Origin of the sequence: Enterobacter cloacae complex sp. P47BA, from assembly GCF_014930485.1 — a bacterium.
GTDB classification, from domain to species: Bacteria; Pseudomonadota; Gammaproteobacteria; order Enterobacterales; family Enterobacteriaceae; genus Enterobacter; species Enterobacter bugandensis.
On sequence record NZ_JADBRF010000006.1, the window covers coordinates 149,162 to 166,777 of the forward strand.

Consider the following 17,616-nt stretch of genomic DNA (forward strand, 5'->3'; position numbering starts at 1 on the left):
GACATATTGCCGGGTAAGCGCAGCGCCGCTGGGCAAAAAGACTAGGCAAAAATTGTCATCAAATACGCTACAAACAGCGCCATATGCGCCGCGCCGTTCAGGACATTGGTGCGGCCAGTGGAGAATGAAATCTGGCACAGCAGCAGCGAGGCCACCATCACAATCATCTCCGGCGCGCCCAGCGCAAACTGCAGCTCGTTACCGGTCATAAAGGCAATCAGCGTCACCACCGGCACGGTGAGTGAAATGGTCGCCAGCACGGAGCCGAAGAACAGATTCATCGCACGCTGCACCTGATTGTTCAGCACCGCCTTCAGCGCACCTAAACCCTCAGGGGACAGGATCAGCAGCGCCACCAGGAAACCGGTAAAGGCCACCGGCGCGTTCAGCTCGGTTAACAGCGTCTCCAGCGGGTTGGCGTTCATCTTGGTGACGGCAATCACCGCAATCAGATGCACGATCAGCCAAACCGTGTGCCACGCGCTGCTGTGGGCCGACGGTTTACCGTGGTGCGGGTCATCGTCGTCGCTGTCGTCTTCATGCTCATACACAAACAGGCTCTGGTGCGTTTTGGTCTGAATGAGCAGGAACACGCCGTACATGGCGGCGGAAATCAGCGCGACCAGCAGCGACTGGCCGGTGGAGAAATTTGCACCCGGCAGCGCCATCGGGAAGACCAGTACGATGATGGCCAGCGGGAAGAGGGCGATCAGATACTGTTTAATGCCGAAAAGATTCATGTACTGGGTCGCAAATTTGCGTCCGCCCAGCAGCAGAGAGAAGCCTACCAGGCCGCCCGTCACAATCATAATGATGGAGTAAAGCGTATCGCGCATCAGGGTCGGGGCGGCATCGCCGGTTGCCATCAGCGCGGAAATCAGGCTGACTTCGAGAATAACGACGGAAAGGCTGAGAATTAAAGAGCCATAAGGCTCGCCCAGGCGGTGGGCTAATACGTCCGCATGACGAACGACGCTAAATGCGCTGGTTAAGATACCGACCAGGGCAAGAATATTGATACCAACCACCACTGGCAGTGACTGACTGCTTCCCCAGAAGAGCAGCACAGCCAGTGCCAGAACCGGGAAAATGAGAGACGTCTCCTTGTGGCGGGTCTTTACCGCCTCGTGTGTTGCTGTCATGTGCTTCTCCATCAATGCAGGTGCTTGTAATTATAGATAGATTTTAAGGGCAATAAATTAACAGAAATCTGTTAAATAACCTTTATTTTTTACTTAATTTTACCCTTTGTTATGGTTTTCTTGTTTAATGCCTATAATAAGGTATTTCTTTTAAATATATGTTGAATAACAATGAATTATGAAATTAATCCGTTCATTGTTTATAACCGGCTGGCACACCGGCGTATCGTCGTCCACACTTAACTCTTTAGGCAAAAGAGAGGTTAGTGATGCCATATAAAACGAAACGCGAATTACCCGATAACGTGAAAAACGTCCTGCCCGAACACGCGCAGGATATCTACAAAGAAGCGTTTAACAGCGCCTGGGATCAGTACAAAGATAAAGACGATCGGCGGGATGATGCCAGCCGGGAAGAGACGGCGCACAAGGTCGCCTGGGCCGCAGTAAAACATGACTATGAGAAAGGAGACGATGATAAATGGCATAAGAAGAAATAGCCGTGAAATTATTCGCTGCCTTCATTTTGACTTTTCAGGCGGTTGAACTGCCGTTGTATTGCAACTGGTCCGCTAATTGCTTATCGTAATTTGACTGCTGGCAAAATGACCAGCACAGAATGCCGGGAAGGCGAATTACAGATGTCGCAAGGAAGCATGCAGTGGCGGAGGTGGAAAGTGTTAACGCGTGATTTCTTAATGAAGGCAGATTGTAAGACGGCATTTGGTGCTATTGAGGAATCGCTTCTCTGGTCAGCTGAACAACGTGCGGCGTCGCTCGCTGCCACGCTTGCCTGCCGCCCGGATGATGGCCCGGTATGGATTTTTGGCTACGGTTCACTGATGTGGAACCCGGCTCTCGAATTTGTTGAATCGGCAACCGGCACGCTGCCCGGCTGGCATCGCGCATTTTGCCTGCGCCTGACGGCCGGACGCGGCAGCGCCTGTCAGCCAGGGCGCATGCTTGCACTAAAAGAGGGCGGACGCACCACGGGCGTCGCGTATCGCCTTCCGGATGCCACGCTCGAAGAGGAGCTGACGCTGCTCTGGAAGCGCGAGATGATCACCGGCTGCTATATGCCGAGCTGGTGCAAGCTGGAGCTCGACGACGGGCGCACCGTTAACGCGCTGGTGTTTATTATGGATCCGCGCCACCCGCTGTATGAAGCGGACACCCGCACGCAGGTGATTGCCCCGTTAATCGCCGCCGCCAGCGGGCCGCTGGGCACCAACGCGCAATATCTCTTCTCCCTCGATCAGGAGCTGACCCGCCTCGGCATGCAGGACGATTGTCTGAATGAGCTGGTGGTGAAAGTGAAGGCGCTGCTGGAAGGGAACCCGCTCAACAGCACGCTGCGACCGGGTTTTGCCTGAGAATACGCCCGGCGAGCCGGGCGTTTAAATTACGCTGCCACGTAGCTGACCGAATGCTCCAGCGACTGGCTGTGGCTGTCGATCAGCACATCCCACGTGCCGGTATACGGCACGGTAAGCCAGGCTTTGTCATCCTGCACGGTCAGAATATCCGCCTGGGATTGCTTCTGTGCTTTCGCACTCATCAGATGAATACGACAGCGCTCTGAGCAACGCACCACCACCGTATCCCCGCCAAACAGTTTCAAACTTGTTTTCACCAGTGCCATTTTCTACCCCGTCGATTTTGCCCATCCCGAGCGTGATGTTGTTCACAAAATACTCATTGCATAACACCAAAGCGGGGAGCGAGGGATGCTGATTTTGATCAAAAAATGGCATAACGATTAAACAAAAATGACAAAATTCCTGAAACCTTTCAGCTGACGCGCGTTTACCCTGTTTAACGCGCGCCTGAAGAAAATTAAATGCGGAAATGGCCGGCGGTTTCAGCAAGGTCGCCCGCCTGGCTTTGCAATGCGCTGGCGGCCGCGGCGGACTGCACCACCAGCTCGGCATTCTGCTGCACCATTCTGTCGAGATGGGTCACCGCGTGGTTGATCTCGTGAATGCCTTTCATCTGCTCGCTGGTGGCAATCGAGATCTCGCGCATGATGCCGGAGACGCTGCCGATGCTGGAGCGGATCTCATCCATGCTTTCCCCGGCCAGATGCACGTAGCGCGAGCCGGTGGCCACGCTGTCGGTGGTGGAGTCGATAAGCGATTTGATCTCTTTCGCCGCCTGGGCGCTGCGGCTGGCGAGGTTCCGCACTTCACCGGCAACCACGGCGAACCCGCGGCCCTGCTCACCGGCACGCGCCGCCTCGACGGAGGCGTTCAGCGCCAGAATGTTGGTCTGGAAGGCGATGCCGTCGATCACGCTGGTGATATCGCCAATCTTAGCGGACGCCACTTCAATGGACTGCATGGTGCTGATGGCTTGCGAAACCACTTCACCGCCGCGCGCTGCGGCCGCAGAGGCCTTGCTGGCCTGGTCGTTGGCTTCTGCTGCCGATTCATTCGACTGGGTGACGGAGGCGGTGATCTCTTCCACGGCGCTGGCGGTTTCGCGAAGGCTGGATGCGGCCTGCTCGGTACGTCCGGAGAGATCCTGGTTACCTGCCGCAATCTCCTGCGCGGCGTTTTTCACCGAGGCGCTGGCGTCGCGGAGCTGAACCATTACCACCGAGAGCTTATCGCTGAAGGCGTTAAACGCCTGCGCAATTTGCGCCACTTCGTCATCGCCGCTGTCCGGCAGGCGCTGGGACAGATCGTTAGTGCCGTTGGCAATGTTGTGCATCGCGTCGCGAATGTCGGACAGGCGCTTCAGCAGGCGGGCAATCAGGACGTGAACAATGGCGCCGCTCAGGAGTGCGAGGATCACCAGCGAAATCGCCGACGCTTTCAGCAGGGAACGCATGCCGGAGGTGGCATCGCTGCTGTCGAGGGCGACGACCAGGAGCCAGTTCGTGCCCGGCACGGCTGAGGCGATAAAGGTTTTTTCCTTGTCATTCAGCGTTCCGTCGACCGGGTTACCGCTCTTCAGCGCCGCAAGGTCGATGCCTTTGATCGTCTCGGCAAACGGCTTCAGCGTCAGGGCCGGCTCGTTGGCGGCAATCACCGTGCCGTCGCTGTTCAGAAGCAACCCGCTGCTGGCCGGCGTGGGGTGGATCCCGCGCACGTTCGCCACCACGCTATCCATGGCGACATCGCCCGCCACCACCGCTTTCAGAGCGCCATTCTCCTTCACCGGCACGGCAAACGTGACCACCAGCTTCCCGGTCCCGGCATCAACGTAGGGTGCCGTTACCACCGGGCCGTCCGTGCTCACCACCTGTTGATACCAGGGACGAACGGTGGGGTCATAATCCGCCGGGACGCCTGTCGGGTCGGAGAATTTCGCCGTCTTGCTGGCGTAGCCCACGTAAACGTTGGTGAAACCGCCCGCCAGGGCAAGCTGCTTAAACGCCGGAACCGGATCGTCAGCCAGCGCGATGCTCTGCGCGGAGGTAATCACCGTCATTTTGCTTTTGACCCAGTCGTCAATCGCCATGTTGTGGCTGGCGCTGGTGCTGGTCAGAATATCGCGCTGGGACTGCTGGTTATCCTGGCGCGTGACCTGGAAGTTAATTACGGTATTGAGAAGAAGGGCGACGACGAGGCAGCCTGTCGTCGCGGCGATAATGCGTGCGCGAATGGATCTGAACATAAGTGAAATACCTGCTGTGTTGTTTCCATGCCTATCGGCAACCCCGCAGGTAAACTTGATGCTGAAACCGCGTCCATAAGAAAATAATATTTTTACGGGTTTATTATTAAAAAGTTAATACTTTATCCGCGGTCAGCGTCCATTCGGCCAGTTCAACCAGCGTACCGATTTCTACGCCCTCGATCAGCGGTAGCCCGGTAACGCCGCGCCCGTCGGTGCAGGTCTTACAGAGTTTTACCGGCACGTCCTGCGCGGTCAGGATCTCCAGCATCTGCTGAATGTTGTAGCCTTCCGCCGGTTTTTGACCCTTCAGCCCGGCGGTCACGGCATCGGACATTAAAAATATCCGCAATACCAGATCGCTCTCTTTTTCGCGTAGCGCGATCGCCAGGCGCAGGCTGTTGAAAAGGGATTCGCTGCCGTAGGCCGCCCCGTTGGCGACGATCACAATCTTCTGCATGTTGACTCCTGTTCTTATAAAGGCACGAATATTGCTTAATTTCCCGGAGTTTCGCTGTCCGGGAGAGTAAGCATGACATTAATGGCCGGCATTTCGCCAGGTGCAACCGAATGGCTCCAGCGCGCAAGGCGGATGCGCCGGGAGCAGCTCAGCAGGCTGGCGCAGCTGAACGTGCTGGTGCGCGGTATTAGCCAGCTGGTGCATATGCTCCAGTGCGAGCGCGGCGCATCTAACGTCTGGCTCTGCTCACAGGGTAAGCTCTATGCGCCTGAATGCAAAGCCAGCCGGGCCCTGGTGGACGAAAACCTTGCTGCACTGAACGACATTCTTGGAAAACAGTCCGCCTTTCCGGGAAGCGCCGTTTGCGAACGTATCGGCAATGCGCTGCTCACGCTGGAGACGCTTCCCGCGCTGCGCGACGGTGTAAATCGACAAACGCTGACGGCTCCGCAGGCAATGGAGCACTACTCCCGCATGCTGCGCCACCTGCTCAGTATCGTACCGCAGCTTAATGACAGCATTGACGACCCGCAAATCGCGGGTCGTTTCGTCGCGCTATATAGCCTGATGCAGGGGAAAGAGCTGGCGGGACAAGAGCGGGCCCTGGGGGCGATTGGCTTCACGCAGGGCTTTTTCGATGATGTGACCCGCCAGCGGCTGGTTGACCGCATTGACGGGCAGCAGGCCTGCTTTGAGATCTTTCTCTCCCACAGCCAGGCCGACGTGCAGACTTCGTTCTCCCTTAATTGTCAGCCCGATCGTGAGACGGAGCAGCTCCGGCGGGTGGCCTGTACCCGCCAGCCTGCTGCAGACAATGGCCATACCGCACTCGCCTGGTTTGCGCTGCAAACGGCGCGGCTGGAGCATCTGCGCGCGCTGGAGGAGACGATCATCGCCGATCTGATGGTCGCGGTGGATGAGCGTATTCAGCGCGACGAGGCATACCCGCTTCCCGGGGATGAACAGGACGATCCGCTGGCGCACTACCCGGATAAACCGCTGCTGACCCTGGTTCGCCAGCAGGCACGAGAGATAGAGCAGCTTTCCCGCCAGCTCGCGTCGCTGCGCGATACGCTTGAGGAGCGCAAAACCATTGATAAAGCCAAAAGCGTGCTGATGACCCACCAGAACATGAGTGAAGAACAGGCCTGGACGACGCTGCGCAAAATGGCGATGGACAAGAACCAGCGCATGGTCGATATCGCCCGCGCGCTGCTTACGGTGAAGAGCGTCTGGCAGGTAACACCAAAGGAGTAGCTGCACAATCAGCGGGCATTTTATGCCTGATTGAGGTGCGCGAACGCGGGCAAAACCCGGTTTTCGGCCCTGAAAGAGGGGGTCTTTAAACCTGGCACTGGCTTTGCATTATTTAATTAACCATTTTTGACGGTGCGCCAACGGCGGTGCATTTGTCTTCGGGATAAAGGCGTCCAGCGGTGCTTCGGCACGGCGGGCGCTTTTTTTTGGCTTTTTTTCGGGAGCGGTTATGGCGGATTTGTCGAGACGGCGATTTTTGCAGGCCAGCATGCTGGCGAGTGGCGCAGCGCTGTTACCGGGTGTTATGCAGGCTGCCTGGGCGGCTGGCTCAGATAAACCGGAACAGGAGACGGTGCGCGTCGGGTTTATCCCGCTGACCGACTGCGCGCCGGTGGTTATCGCAGCGTTAAAAGGCTTTGATAAAAAATACGGTATCACCATCGTTCCCACCAAAGAGGCGAGCTGGGCGGCGGTGCGCGACAAGCTGGTGGCGGGAGAACTGGACGCTGCACACATTCTTTACGGTCTGCTGTACGGGCTGGAGCTCGGCATCGCCGGCAAGCCGCAGCAGATGGCGAACCTGATGACGCTCAATCAGAACGGCCAGGCCATCACGCTTTCAAGCGATCTGGCGGAGAAGGGCGTTCGCGATCTCGACGGGCTGAAAACGCTGATCGGGCAGCAGGCGCCGGGAACCTACACCTTCGCGCACACCTTCCCGACCGGGACGCATGCCATGTGGCTTTACTACTGGCTGGCCAGCGCGGGCATTAACCCCTTTGACGACGTGCGCACGGTGGTGGTGCCGCCGCCGCAGATGGTGATGAACATGCGCATCGGCAACATGGTGGGCTTCTGCGTCGGCGAGCCGTGGAACGCGCGGGCGATTAACGACCGTATCGGCTTTACCGCCGCCACGTCGCAGTCCATCTGGGCCGATCATCCGGAAAAGATCCTCGGTACGCGCCGCGACTGGGTGGAGAAAAACCCGCACACCGCCCGGGCGCTGGTGAGCGCGGTGCTGGAGGCCGCGCTCTGGATCGAGGCGTCCCCGGAAAACAAACGCGAAACCGCGCAGGTCCTCTCTCGCCGGGCGTGGCTCAACTGCAAAGAACAGTATCTCACCGGGCGCATGCTCGGCGAGTACGACAACGGCCTGGGCCAGCGCTGGCAGGACGCGCACCCGATCCGCTTCTTCAACGAGGGGGCTGTGAGCTACCCGTATCTCTCCGACGGCATGTGGTTCTTAACCCAGTTCCGCCGCTGGGGCTTGCTCAAAGCCGCGCCGGACTACGCGGGCATCGCGCAGCACATCAACCAGACCGCGGTCTGGCAGGATGCCGCCACCGCCGTCGGGGGCGTGTCCACGCCGTCATCACCATTCCGCAGCAGCACGCTGATGGACGGCACCGTCTGGAACGGCACCGATCCGGAAGGGTACGCCAGCCGTTTCGCCATTCACCGTAAAGGGGCCTGATTATGCCGCATCTGCAAAACACGAAACCACAAGAGACGCCAGAGAGCGGGGAAGTGATTGTCCTGCCTCCGGTACAGGTTCGCCGCCGCCCGCCCGCGTTAGCGCGCCGGATGAACGACTTTTTCCAGCGCGTTATTCCGGCGCTACTCGGCCTTGGGCTGCTGGTGGTGCTCTGGCAGCTGGCGGCGATAAACAGCAAAGGCTTCCCGACGCCGCTCAGCACCCTTGATTCCGCCATTACCCTGTTTGCCGACCCGTTTTATCGCGACGGGCCTAACGATATGGGCATTGGCTGGAACGTGCTTGCTTCACTGCAGCGCGTCGCCATCGGTTTTGGCCTGGCAGCGCTGGCGGGTATTCCGCTGGGCTTTTTGATTGGCCGCTTCACCTTTTTCTCGCGCATGTTCAATCCGCTGATTGCGCTTCTGCGCCCGGTCAGCCCGCTGGCCTGGCTGCCCATCGGCCTGCTGCTGTTCCAGAAAGCGGAGCCCGCGTCGAGCTGGACCATTTTCATCTGCTCTATCTGGCCGATGGTGATCAACACCGCCGAAGGCGTGCGCCGCATTCCGCAGGACTACCTCAACGTCGCCCGCGTATTGCAGCTTTCCGAGTGGACGATCATGCGCCGCATACTCTTCCCGGCTGTGCTACCCGCTGTGCTGACCGGGGTGCGCCTCTCCATCGGCATCGCCTGGCTGGTGATTGTCGCCGCCGAGATGCTCACCGGGGGGCTGGGTATCGGCTTCTGGATCTGGAACGAGTGGAACAACCTCAACGTCGAAAACATTCTGATCGCCATCGTCATCATCGGCGTGGTCGGGTTGCTGCTGGAGCAGGGGCTGATGCTGATCGCCCGTCGCTTTAGCTGGCAGGAAAAATAAGGAGCGAACATGAAACCATTAATTCAGGTCCAGGCCGTGAGCCAGCGTTTTTCCACCGCCAGCGGCGAGTTTCTGGCGCTGCAGAACGTCTCTTTTGATATCCACGAGGGCGAAACCGTGAGTCTTATCGGCCACTCCGGCTGCGGCAAGTCGACGCTGCTTAACCTCATCGCCGGGATCGCGCTGCCGACGGAAGGCGGGCTGATTTGCGACAACCGCGAAATCGCCGGGCCGGGGCCCGAGCGCGCGGTGGTGTTCCAGAACCATTCTCTGCTGCCGTGGCTGACCTGCTTCGACAACGTGGCGCTGGCGGTGGATCAGGTGTTCCGTCACACCATGAGCAAGGCCGAGCGCAAAGAGTGGATCGAGCACAACCTCGACCGCGTGCAGATGGGCCACGCGCTGCACAAGCGTCCGGGGGAGATCTCCGGCGGCATGAAGCAGCGCGTCGGGATTGCCCGCGCGCTGGCGATGAAGCCGAAAGTATTGCTGATGGATGAGCCGTTCGGCGCGCTGGATGCGCTGACGCGCGCCCATCTGCAGGACTCGGTGATGCAGATCCAGCAGGCGCTGAACACCACCATCGTGCTCATTACCCACGACGTGGACGAGGCGGTGCTGCTCTCCGATCGCGTGCTGATGATGACCAACGGCCCGGCGGCCACCGTCGGGGAGATCCTGCGCGTTGACCTGCCGCGCCCGCGCAACCGGGTGCAGCTGGCGGACGACAGCCGCTATCACCACATGCGCCAGCAGATCCTCCATTTCCTCTACGAAAAACAGCCGAAAGCGGCGTAACGAGGGGGCGTTGATGCGACTGGTCATTATCGGGAATGGCATGGCGGCAACCCGGCTGATTGCTTCGCTCACCGGGCGAGCTTCCGGTCGGTTCGCTATCACCGTCATCGGTGACGAGCCGGAGCATGCCTATAACCGCATCCAGCTTTCGCCGGTGCTGGGGGGTGAAAAAACGGCTGCGGGCATCTGCCTTCAGGATGACCAATGGTACCAGGAGCGCGGCGTGACGGTGCTGCGGGGCGAAAAGGCACTCGCCGTGAACGTGGACGCGCGGGAAGTGCAAACCACCACCCGCACGCTGGGCTGGGATGCGCTGGTATTTGCCACCGGGTCAACGCCGTTTGTGCCGCCGATTCCTGGGGGCGATGCGCCGCACGTTTTCACGTTCCGTACCCTGGAGGATACCCGCGCCATTCAGGCGATCGCCGGTCCGGCGGTGGTGCTGGGGGGCGGCGTGCTCGGCGTAGAGACGGCGGCAGCGCTGGCTCGTTCAGGTGACAACGTCACGCTCGTTCATCGCGGCCCGTGGCTGATGGAGCAGCAGCTGGACCAGCAGGCGGGCGTACTGCTTGAAGAGGCGCTGGCGGCGCGGGGCGTGCGCTCTGAACTCGCCTCCGGCATCGCGGGGATTAACGGGAATAGCGTGACGCTGCTCAACGGACGCCGCGTCGCCGCCGCGCGCGTGGTGCTGGCGACAGGCGTGCAGCCCAACGTCGCACTGGCGCAGGCCAGCGGTGTTCGCTGCGCGCGCGGCATCGTGGTGGATAGCCAGATGCGGACCTCCGTACCAAGTATCTACGCCATTGGCGAGTGCTGCGAAATTGACGGCCAGACCTTTGGCCTGGTCGCCCCCTGTATGACGCAGGCGGATATTCTCGCCGCGCGGCTGGCGGGCGACACAGCCGCGCCGTTTGCCCTCACCGACAACGGCGTGCGCCTCAAGGTGACCGGCGTGGAGCTGTTCAGCCTCGGGCGCACGGCGGTGCAGGAGGATGATGTGGTCTGGAGTTCCTGGGATCCGCTAACCCGTCACTATCGTCGGTTACTGATCCATCAGGGTGCGCTGGCTGGCGTGCTGCTGATGGGCGACTGCCGCAGCGCGGCAACATTTACCGATTTACTGGCAACGGCTGCGCCCGCACGCGCGGACTGGCTGTTCGATCGTTTCACTACGCAACCGCAGGTTGCAGGACAGAACGCTATGACAAAACCTACTCTGGTGGTGGTTGGGCACGGTATGGTCGGCCATCATTTTCTCGAAGACTGCGTTAACCGCAATCTGCATCAGCAGTATCAGATCGTTGTCTTTGGTGAGGAGCGCTATGCCGCCTATGACCGCGTGCATCTGTCGGAATACTTTGGCGGCCGAAGCGCGGCGTCGCTCTCGCTGGTGGAGGGGGAGTTCTTTACCGATAACGGCATTGAGCTGCGCCTCTCGCAGCAGATCGTCGCTATCGATCGCGACGCGCGCGTGGTGCGTACCGCCAGCGGGCATGAGACCCACTGGGACAAGCTGGTGCTGGCGACCGGCTCATACCCGTTCGTACCGCCGGTACCGGGCAACGATCTGCCGGGCTGCTTTGTCTACCGCACCCTTGACGACCTGGACAACATAGCGGCCCACGCGGCGGGCTCGCGTCGTGGCGTGGTGATTGGCGGCGGCCTGCTCGGGCTGGAGGCGGCGAATGCCCTCAAGCAACTCGGGCTGGAAACGCACGTGGTGGAGTTTGCGCCCAATCTGATGGCGGTGCAGCTTGATAATGACGGTGCGGCGATGCTGCGCAGGAAAATCGAGGCGCTGGGCGTTGGCGTTCACACCAGTAAAGCCACCACGGAAATTGCTGCGACGGACAACGGGCTGGTGCTGCGCTTCGCCGACGGTGAACAGCTGGAAACGGACATGGTAGTCTTCTCTGCCGGTATTCGTCCTCAGGACGCGCTGGCGCGCAGCAGCGGGCTGGCTGTCGGCGAGCGCGGCGGGATCTGCATTGATGACGCCTGCCGGACCTCCGATTCGAACGTGTTTGCCATCGGTGAATGCGCCCTGTGGGAGGGGAAAATCTTTGGCCTGGTGGCGCCGGGCTACCAGATGGCGCGCGTGGCCGCCGCCGCGCTCGCGGGCGAAGATAAGACCTTCACCGGGGCAGATATGAGCACTAAGCTCAAGCTGCTCGGCGTGGACGTGGCGTCGTTTGGCGATGCTCACGGGCGCACGCCGGGGGCGCTAAGCTACCAGTGGACGCACGGCCCGCAGCAAATCTACAAGAAAATCGTGGTCAGCCACGACGGAAAAACGCTGCTCGGCGGCGTGCTGGTGGGCGATGCCAGCGAATACGCCACGCTGGTGCAGATGATGCTTAACGGCATCAGCCTGCCGAAAGAGCCGGAAACGCTGATACTACCCGCATTGTCAGGCAGCGCGCCAAAAGCGCTGGGCGTGGCGGCGCTGCCGGAAAGCGCGCAGATCTGTTCGTGTCATAACGTCAGCAAAGGCGATATCTGCCGGGCGGTGAGCGCGGGCGCAGCGGATATCGGCGCCGTTAAGCAGTGCACCAAAGCGGCGACCGGCTGCGGGGGCTGCAGCGCGCTGGTGAAGCAGGTGATGGAGTTCCAGCTTGCCGAGCAGGGCGTGGAGGTGAAAAAGGACATCTGCGAACACTTCCCGTACTCGCGCCAGGAGATTTACCATCTGGTGCGCGTCAACCATATCCGCACCTTTGACCAGCTCATCAGCCGCTACGGTCAGGGGCACGGGTGCGAAATATGTAAGCCGCTGGTGGGGTCCGTGCTGGCCTCCTGCTGGAACGAATACCTGCTGAAGCCGGCGCATCTGCCATTGCAGGACACCAACGACCGCTACTTCGCCAATATTCAGAAGGACGGGACGTATTCCATCGTGCCGCGCATGCCCGCAGGAGAAGTGACCGCCGACGGGCTGATCGCCATCGGCCAGATTGCGAAACGCTACGGCCTGTACAGCAAAATCACCGGCGGGCAGCGTATCGACCTGTTTGGCGCCACCCTGGAACAGCTGCCTGAGATCTGGCAGGCGCTGGTGGAGGCCGGGTTTGAAACCGGGCACGCTTACGGGAAATCCCTGCGCACGGTGAAATCCTGCGTCGGGTCGACCTGGTGCCGCTACGGCGTGCAGGATTCCACTGGTCTCGCGGTCAGGCTGGAGCACCGCTACAAGGGCCTGCGTGCCCCGCACAAAATCAAAATGGCCGTTTCCGGCTGCACCCGCGAGTGCGCGGAGGCGCAGAGCAAGGACGTGGGGGTGATTGCCACGGACAAAGGCTGGAACCTCTATCTGTGCGGCAACGGCGGGATGAAGCCTCGCCATGCGGATCTCTTCGCCAGCGATCTGGATGACGAAACGCTGATCCGCACCGTCGACCGTTTCCTGATGTTCTACATCCGCACGGCGGATCGCCTGCAGCGCACCAGCACCTGGATGGACAACCTGGAGGGCGGCCTCGACTATCTGCGTGAGGTGATCCTCAACGACAGCCTGGGCATCGCCCACGAGCTGGAGCAGGAGATGGCCCGGGTAGTCGAGACGTACCAGTGCGAATGGCAAACCACGCTCAGCGATCCTGACCGCCTGGCGCTGTTCCGCACCGCGGTGAACGTCGCGCCGTCGGACGAAAGCAAGCGCTGGCAGGAAATCTGCGGCATTGACGATATCCCGGAGCAGGCGGGCATTGGCGCGCGTCTTGGCCGTAAACCGATCGCGCTGTTCCGCTTTGGTCAAACTGTTTATGCCCTGGACGACCTGGAGCCGGGCAGCAGTGCGAATGTGCTGTCACGCGGCATCCTCGGCGATGCGGCGGGTGAACCGGTGGTTATTTCTCCGCTCTACAAGCAGCGCATTCGCTTGCGCGACGGCTGTCAGGTGGAGAGTGGCGAACCCGCGGTGCGCGCCTGGCCGGTCAAAATTGAAAATGGCAAGGTGTGGGTCGGCAACGAAGAGCTGGTGATGCGCGCGGAGGCCTCATGACGGAAACCAGGACAACGTGCCCCTACTGCGGGGTCGGCTGCGGCGTGATCGCCAGTGTGGAGGATGGAGCGGTCAGCGTTCGGGGGGACGACACCCACCCTGCAAACTTTGGCCGCCTGTGCGTGAAAGGATCGGCCCTGGGGGAGACGACGGGTTTGCAGGGGCGATTGCTGTACCCCGTTGTCGATGGACTTGAGGTGGACTGGTCCCAGGCGCTGAACGCGGCGGGCGAGCGACTGCGGGAGATCATCGACACATGGGGGCCACGGGCGGTGGCGTTTTACGCCTCCGGCCAGCTATTAACCGAGGACTACTATGCCGCCAACAAGCTGATGAAAGGGTTTATCGGCGCGGCGAACATCGATACCAACTCCCGGCTCTGCATGTCCTCGGCGGTGGTGGGCTACAGGCGCGCCTTTGGCGAAGACGTGGTGCCGTGCAGCTACGAGGATGTTGAAAACAGCGACCTGGTGGTGCTGGCTGGCTCGAACGCGGCCTGGACACATCCGGTGCTCTATCAGCGCCTGGTGCAGGCAAAGCACAACAACCCGCAGATGAAGGTGGTGGTGATTGACCCGCGTAAAACCGCTACCTGCGATATTGCCGACCTGCATCTGGCGCTTAAACCCGGCAGCGACGCCGGGCTGTTTGTGGGGTTGCTCAATCTGATCCAGGGCACTGATGATTGGCCGATTGCCCGCGTGGCGGCGTTTTGCGACCTTCCGGCAGAGGACATTGTTACCTTTTACGACTGGTTTGTTACCGCGCCTCGCGCGATAACGCTCTACACCATGGGGATCAACCAGTCCTCCAGCGGCAGCGACAAGTGCAGCGCCATCATTAACGTGCATCTTGCCAGCGGGAAGTTCAACCGTCCGGGCTGCGGCCCGTTTTCTCTGACCGGACAGCCAAACGCCATGGGCGGCCGGGAAGTAGGCGGGCTGGCGAACCAGCTGGCGGCGCATATGAGCTTCGAGCCGGACGATCTTTCGCGGGTGGCGCGTTTCTGGGGAACGGAACGGCTGGCGCAGACGCCGGGGCTGATGGCGGTGGAACTGTTTGACGCCATCGCCCGCGGCGAGGTGAAGGCGGTGTGGATCATGGGCACCAATCCTGCCGTGTCGCTGCCGGACAGCCACGCGGTGTGTCAGGCGCTGGCGGCCTGTCCGCTGGTGATTGTCTCTGAGGTGATGAAAGATACCGACACCAGCCGGTTCGCCCATATCCGTTTTCCGGCGCTGGGCTGGGGGGAGAAGGACGGCACGGTGACCAATTCCGAGCGGCGCATTTCGCGCCAGCGCGCGTTTCTGCCCGCGCCGGGTGAGGCGAAGCCGGACTGGTGGATCGTGGCTCAGATTGCAAAACGGCTGGGCTACGGCGAGGCCTTTGCCTGGCAACATCCGCAGGAGATTTTTTGCGAACATGCGGCGCTGACGGCGTTTGAAAATGACGGCGCGCGGGCGTTGAACCTTCAGGAACTGGCGGGGTTAACCCGTGAAGCGTGGGAGACGCTTGAGCCGTACCAGTGGCCGACGGGGAATTTACCGCGCCGAAACGTAGTGCCTGTCGATCCGCTGCCGCATGGCGCGACGGCTACCGCGCTATACCCGGCGATCCTCAACACTGGCCGTATCCGCGACCAGTGGCACACCATGACCCGTACGGGATACGTGCCCCGGCTGATGCAGCATATCGCGGAGCCGTTTGTTGAGGTCTGCGCCGCAGACGCCATTCGGTTTTCACTGTGCGACGGCCAGCTGGCGCGGATCGGCTCGCCGCGCGGCGTGATGGTGGCCAGAGTACGAATCAACGACGGAATACGGGAAGGCGAAGCGTTTGCTCCGATGCACTGGAACGCTGAGTTTGCCCGCCAGGGAAAGGTTAACGCGCTGGTGGAAGGGCGCATAGATCCGGCTTCCGGGCAGCCGGAGAGTAAGCAAACCGCCGTCAGAATCATGCCCTGGCAGCCCGCCTGGCAGGGGGAGCTCTATGCCCGGGAATGGCCGGAAATCCCCTCTTCGGTTCACTGGTGGCGTAAAGCCTCGCGAATGACGATAGCGGGTGAAAAGCCGCTGCTGTCGTGGGTCATGGACTATGCCAGCGGCCGGGGCTGGCAGCTGCAGGTTGCGCAAACAGGAGAACGCAGCAGCGTGCTGGCCTGGCATAACGGCCATCTGATGCTGGGTTTTTGGGAAGGCACCGCCTTGCCCGATCTGGCGCACCCGGTGATAGAAGCCGCTTTTCAGTCACCACCCTCGACGCCCGCTGAGCGCCATGCGCTGCTGAACGGGCAGGGCGTGGGGAAGGTTACAGATCCGGGGCCCATCATCTGCAGCTGTTTCAGCGTTGGAGAAAACGCGATACGGGAGGCGATTGCCGGAGGTTGCGGTTCCGTTATCGCGCTGGGGGCGACGCTACGGTGCGGCACGAACTGCGGTTCGTGCGTGCCTGAGCTCAAAACAATGTTTCAGGAAATTCCGGAAAATTCCCCGTAAAGCTGCAAAGAGGGAGAAATCACGTTAAGGTACCTGGTGTTCTTACGTAAGCACCGGGTAATTCTTACGACATTGATGACTGTTTCTCCCCCTTTCCGAACGCTGGTTTTACTCTCCCTCGTTACTGCCGGAGCCGTTCACGGTGCGCCGAATTCCTTTATCCAGCAGGCACAAAATCCCTTTGATAATAACGGGGATAATCTCCCCGATCTCGGTATGGCAGCCCCCACCGGGGAGGGGGAAAAGCATCTCGCCGAAATGGCGAAAGCCTTTGGTGAAGCCAGTATGACCGACAACGGCCTGACTACGGGCGAGCAGGCGCGGCAGTTTGCCTTTGGTCAGGTGCGCGACGCGGTGAGCGGCGAGGTGAACCAGCAGATTGAATCCTTGCTGTCGCCCTGGGGGAATGCCAGCGTCAATTTGCTGGTGGATAACGACGGGAAATTCAACGGCAGCAGCGGGAGCTGGTTTATCCCCTGGAACGATAACAACCGTTACCTGAGCTGGAGCCAGCTCGGCCTGACGCAGCAGACGGATGGCCTGGTCAGTAACGCCGGAATCGGCCAGCGCTGGGTGGCCGGAAAATGGCTGCTGGGCTACAACACCTTTTACGATAACCTGCTGGATGAGAACCTGCAGCGTGCCGGGCTCGGCGCGGAGGTATGGGGAGAAAATCTGCGCCTGTCGGCTAACTATTATCAGCCTTTTGCCGGCTGGCGCGACAGCTCTGACGTCCAGGAGCAGCGCATGGCGCGGGGATATGACGTGACCGCCAAAGCCTGGCTGCCGTGGTTTCATCACCTGAACACCAGCGTCAGCTTTGAGCAATATTTTGGCGACAACGTTGATCTCTTCAACAGCGGAACCGGGTATCATAACCCAGTGGCGGTCAATCTCGGGCTTAACTATACCCCCGTGCCGCTGGTGACGCTGACCGCCGGGCATAAGCAGGGCGAAAGCGGAGAGAGCCAGAATAACCTCGGGCTGAAGCTCAACTATCGCTTCGGCGTGCCGCTGGTTAAGCAGCTCTCCGCCGGAGAGGTCGCGGCCACGCGATCCCTGCGCGGAAGCCGCTATGACTCGCCGGAGCGTAACAGCCTGCCGGTGATGGAGTTCCGCCAGCGTAAAACGCTCTCCGTCTGGCTGGCAACCCCGCCGTGGGATCTCAAAGGGGGCGAAACCGTCATGCTAAAGCTGCAGGTTCGCAGCACTCACGGTATTCGTCAGATCCACTGGCAGGGTGATACCCAGGCATTGAGCCTGACGTCCCCGGGGAAAAGTGACAGCACCGACGGCTGGAGCGTGATCATGCCTGCCTGGAATGACGCTGAAGGGGCGACAAACCGCTGGCATCTCTCGGCGGTGGTGGAAGATGCGAAGGGCCAGCGCGTCTCATCCAATGAGATCACGCTCGCTGTGGTGCAGCCGCTGGTCGCATTACCTGACGACGACCCGCGCTGGAAGCTGCTGCCGGATGAGTAATGC

13 protein-coding genes are annotated in these 17,616 nt (G+C 60.5%); 9 read left to right on the top strand and 4 right to left on the bottom strand.

The window, feature by feature from the left end; translation table 11 throughout:
- Window positions 1–41: 41 nt before the first annotated feature.
- Window positions 42–1,142 carry a sodium-potassium/proton antiporter ChaA gene (chaA, locus tag IM299_RS08770; protein ID WP_041909576.1) on the bottom strand — a complete coding sequence of 367 codons (1,101 nt, stop codon included), beginning with the start codon at window positions 1,140–1,142 and terminating at the stop codon, window positions 42–44.
- A 269-nt stretch (window positions 1,143–1,411) separates the two neighbouring features.
- Between chaA and chaB the strand changes: the two genes are divergently transcribed.
- Entirely contained in the window at window positions 1,412–1,642 is a 231-nt protein-coding gene (chaB, locus tag IM299_RS08775) for a putative cation transport regulator ChaB (protein WP_014884191.1), read from the top strand.
- A 177-nt stretch (window positions 1,643–1,819) separates the two neighbouring features.
- Complete coding sequence (locus tag IM299_RS08780; protein ID WP_028013457.1) at window positions 1,820–2,515, top strand: gamma-glutamylcyclotransferase; 696 nt, start codon at window positions 1,820–1,822, stop codon at window positions 2,513–2,515.
- Window positions 2,516–2,544: 29 nt separating this feature from the next.
- On the opposite strand, the gene IM299_RS08785 is transcribed toward IM299_RS08780, so the two are convergent.
- The 3 genes from IM299_RS08785 to IM299_RS08795 all read right to left on the bottom strand — a co-directional run bounded on the left by IM299_RS08785 (window position 2,545) and on the right by IM299_RS08795 (window position 5,223).
- Window positions 2,545–2,784 (bottom strand): DUF1883 domain-containing protein, encoded by a 240-nt coding sequence (locus IM299_RS08785; protein ID WP_013096243.1) that lies wholly within the window; start codon window positions 2,782–2,784, stop codon window positions 2,545–2,547.
- Window positions 2,785–2,978: 194 nt separating this feature from the next.
- The gene (locus IM299_RS08790; RefSeq protein ID WP_193357344.1) at window positions 2,979–4,763 is read right to left on the bottom strand and encodes a methyl-accepting chemotaxis protein; all 1,785 of its coding nucleotides are present in this window, start codon (window positions 4,761–4,763) and stop codon (window positions 2,979–2,981) included.
- Between the two features lie 106 nt (window positions 4,764–4,869).
- Complete coding sequence (locus tag IM299_RS08795; RefSeq protein ID WP_048998380.1) at window positions 4,870–5,223, bottom strand: DsrE/DsrF/TusD sulfur relay family protein; 354 nt, start codon at window positions 5,221–5,223, stop codon at window positions 4,870–4,872.
- Window positions 5,224–5,295: 72 nt separating this feature from the next.
- Between IM299_RS08795 and nasR the strand changes: the two genes are divergently transcribed.
- The 7 genes from nasR to IM299_RS08830 all read left to right on the top strand — a co-directional run bounded on the left by nasR (window position 5,296) and on the right by IM299_RS08830 (window position 17,613).
- A complete protein-coding gene (gene nasR, locus IM299_RS08800) occupies window positions 5,296–6,480 on the top strand; it encodes a nitrate regulatory protein NasR (protein ID WP_045261104.1) in 1,185 nt (394 codons plus the stop codon).
- A gap of 229 nt (window positions 6,481–6,709) precedes the next feature.
- Window positions 6,710–7,957 (top strand): CmpA/NrtA family ABC transporter substrate-binding protein, encoded by a 1,248-nt coding sequence (locus IM299_RS08805; protein WP_193357345.1) that lies wholly within the window; start codon window positions 6,710–6,712, stop codon window positions 7,955–7,957.
- 2 nt (window positions 7,958–7,959) lie between these two features.
- Complete coding sequence (gene ntrB / locus IM299_RS08810) at window positions 7,960–8,838, top strand: nitrate ABC transporter permease (protein WP_028013452.1); 879 nt, start codon at window positions 7,960–7,962, stop codon at window positions 8,836–8,838.
- 9 nt (window positions 8,839–8,847) lie between these two features.
- Window positions 8,848–9,636, top strand: a complete 789-nt coding sequence (locus tag IM299_RS08815; protein ID WP_045630583.1) for an ABC transporter ATP-binding protein — start codon at window positions 8,848–8,850, stop codon at window positions 9,634–9,636.
- Window positions 9,637–9,649: 13 nt separating this feature from the next.
- Entirely contained in the window at window positions 9,650–13,636 is a 3,987-nt protein-coding gene (gene nirB / locus IM299_RS08820) for a nitrite reductase large subunit NirB (RefSeq protein WP_193357346.1), read from the top strand.
- Window positions 13,633–16,131: a nitrate reductase gene (locus tag IM299_RS08825; protein ID WP_193357347.1), complete on the top strand. Its 2,499-nt coding sequence runs from the start codon at window positions 13,633–13,635 to the stop codon at window positions 16,129–16,131. The genes nirB and IM299_RS08825 overlap by 4 nt, the downstream gene beginning before the upstream one ends.
- A gap of 75 nt (window positions 16,132–16,206) precedes the next feature.
- Window positions 16,207–17,613: a YchO/YchP family invasin gene (locus tag IM299_RS08830; RefSeq protein WP_049138191.1), complete on the top strand. Its 1,407-nt coding sequence runs from the start codon at window positions 16,207–16,209 to the stop codon at window positions 17,611–17,613.
- Window positions 17,614–17,616: the final 3 nt, after the last annotated feature.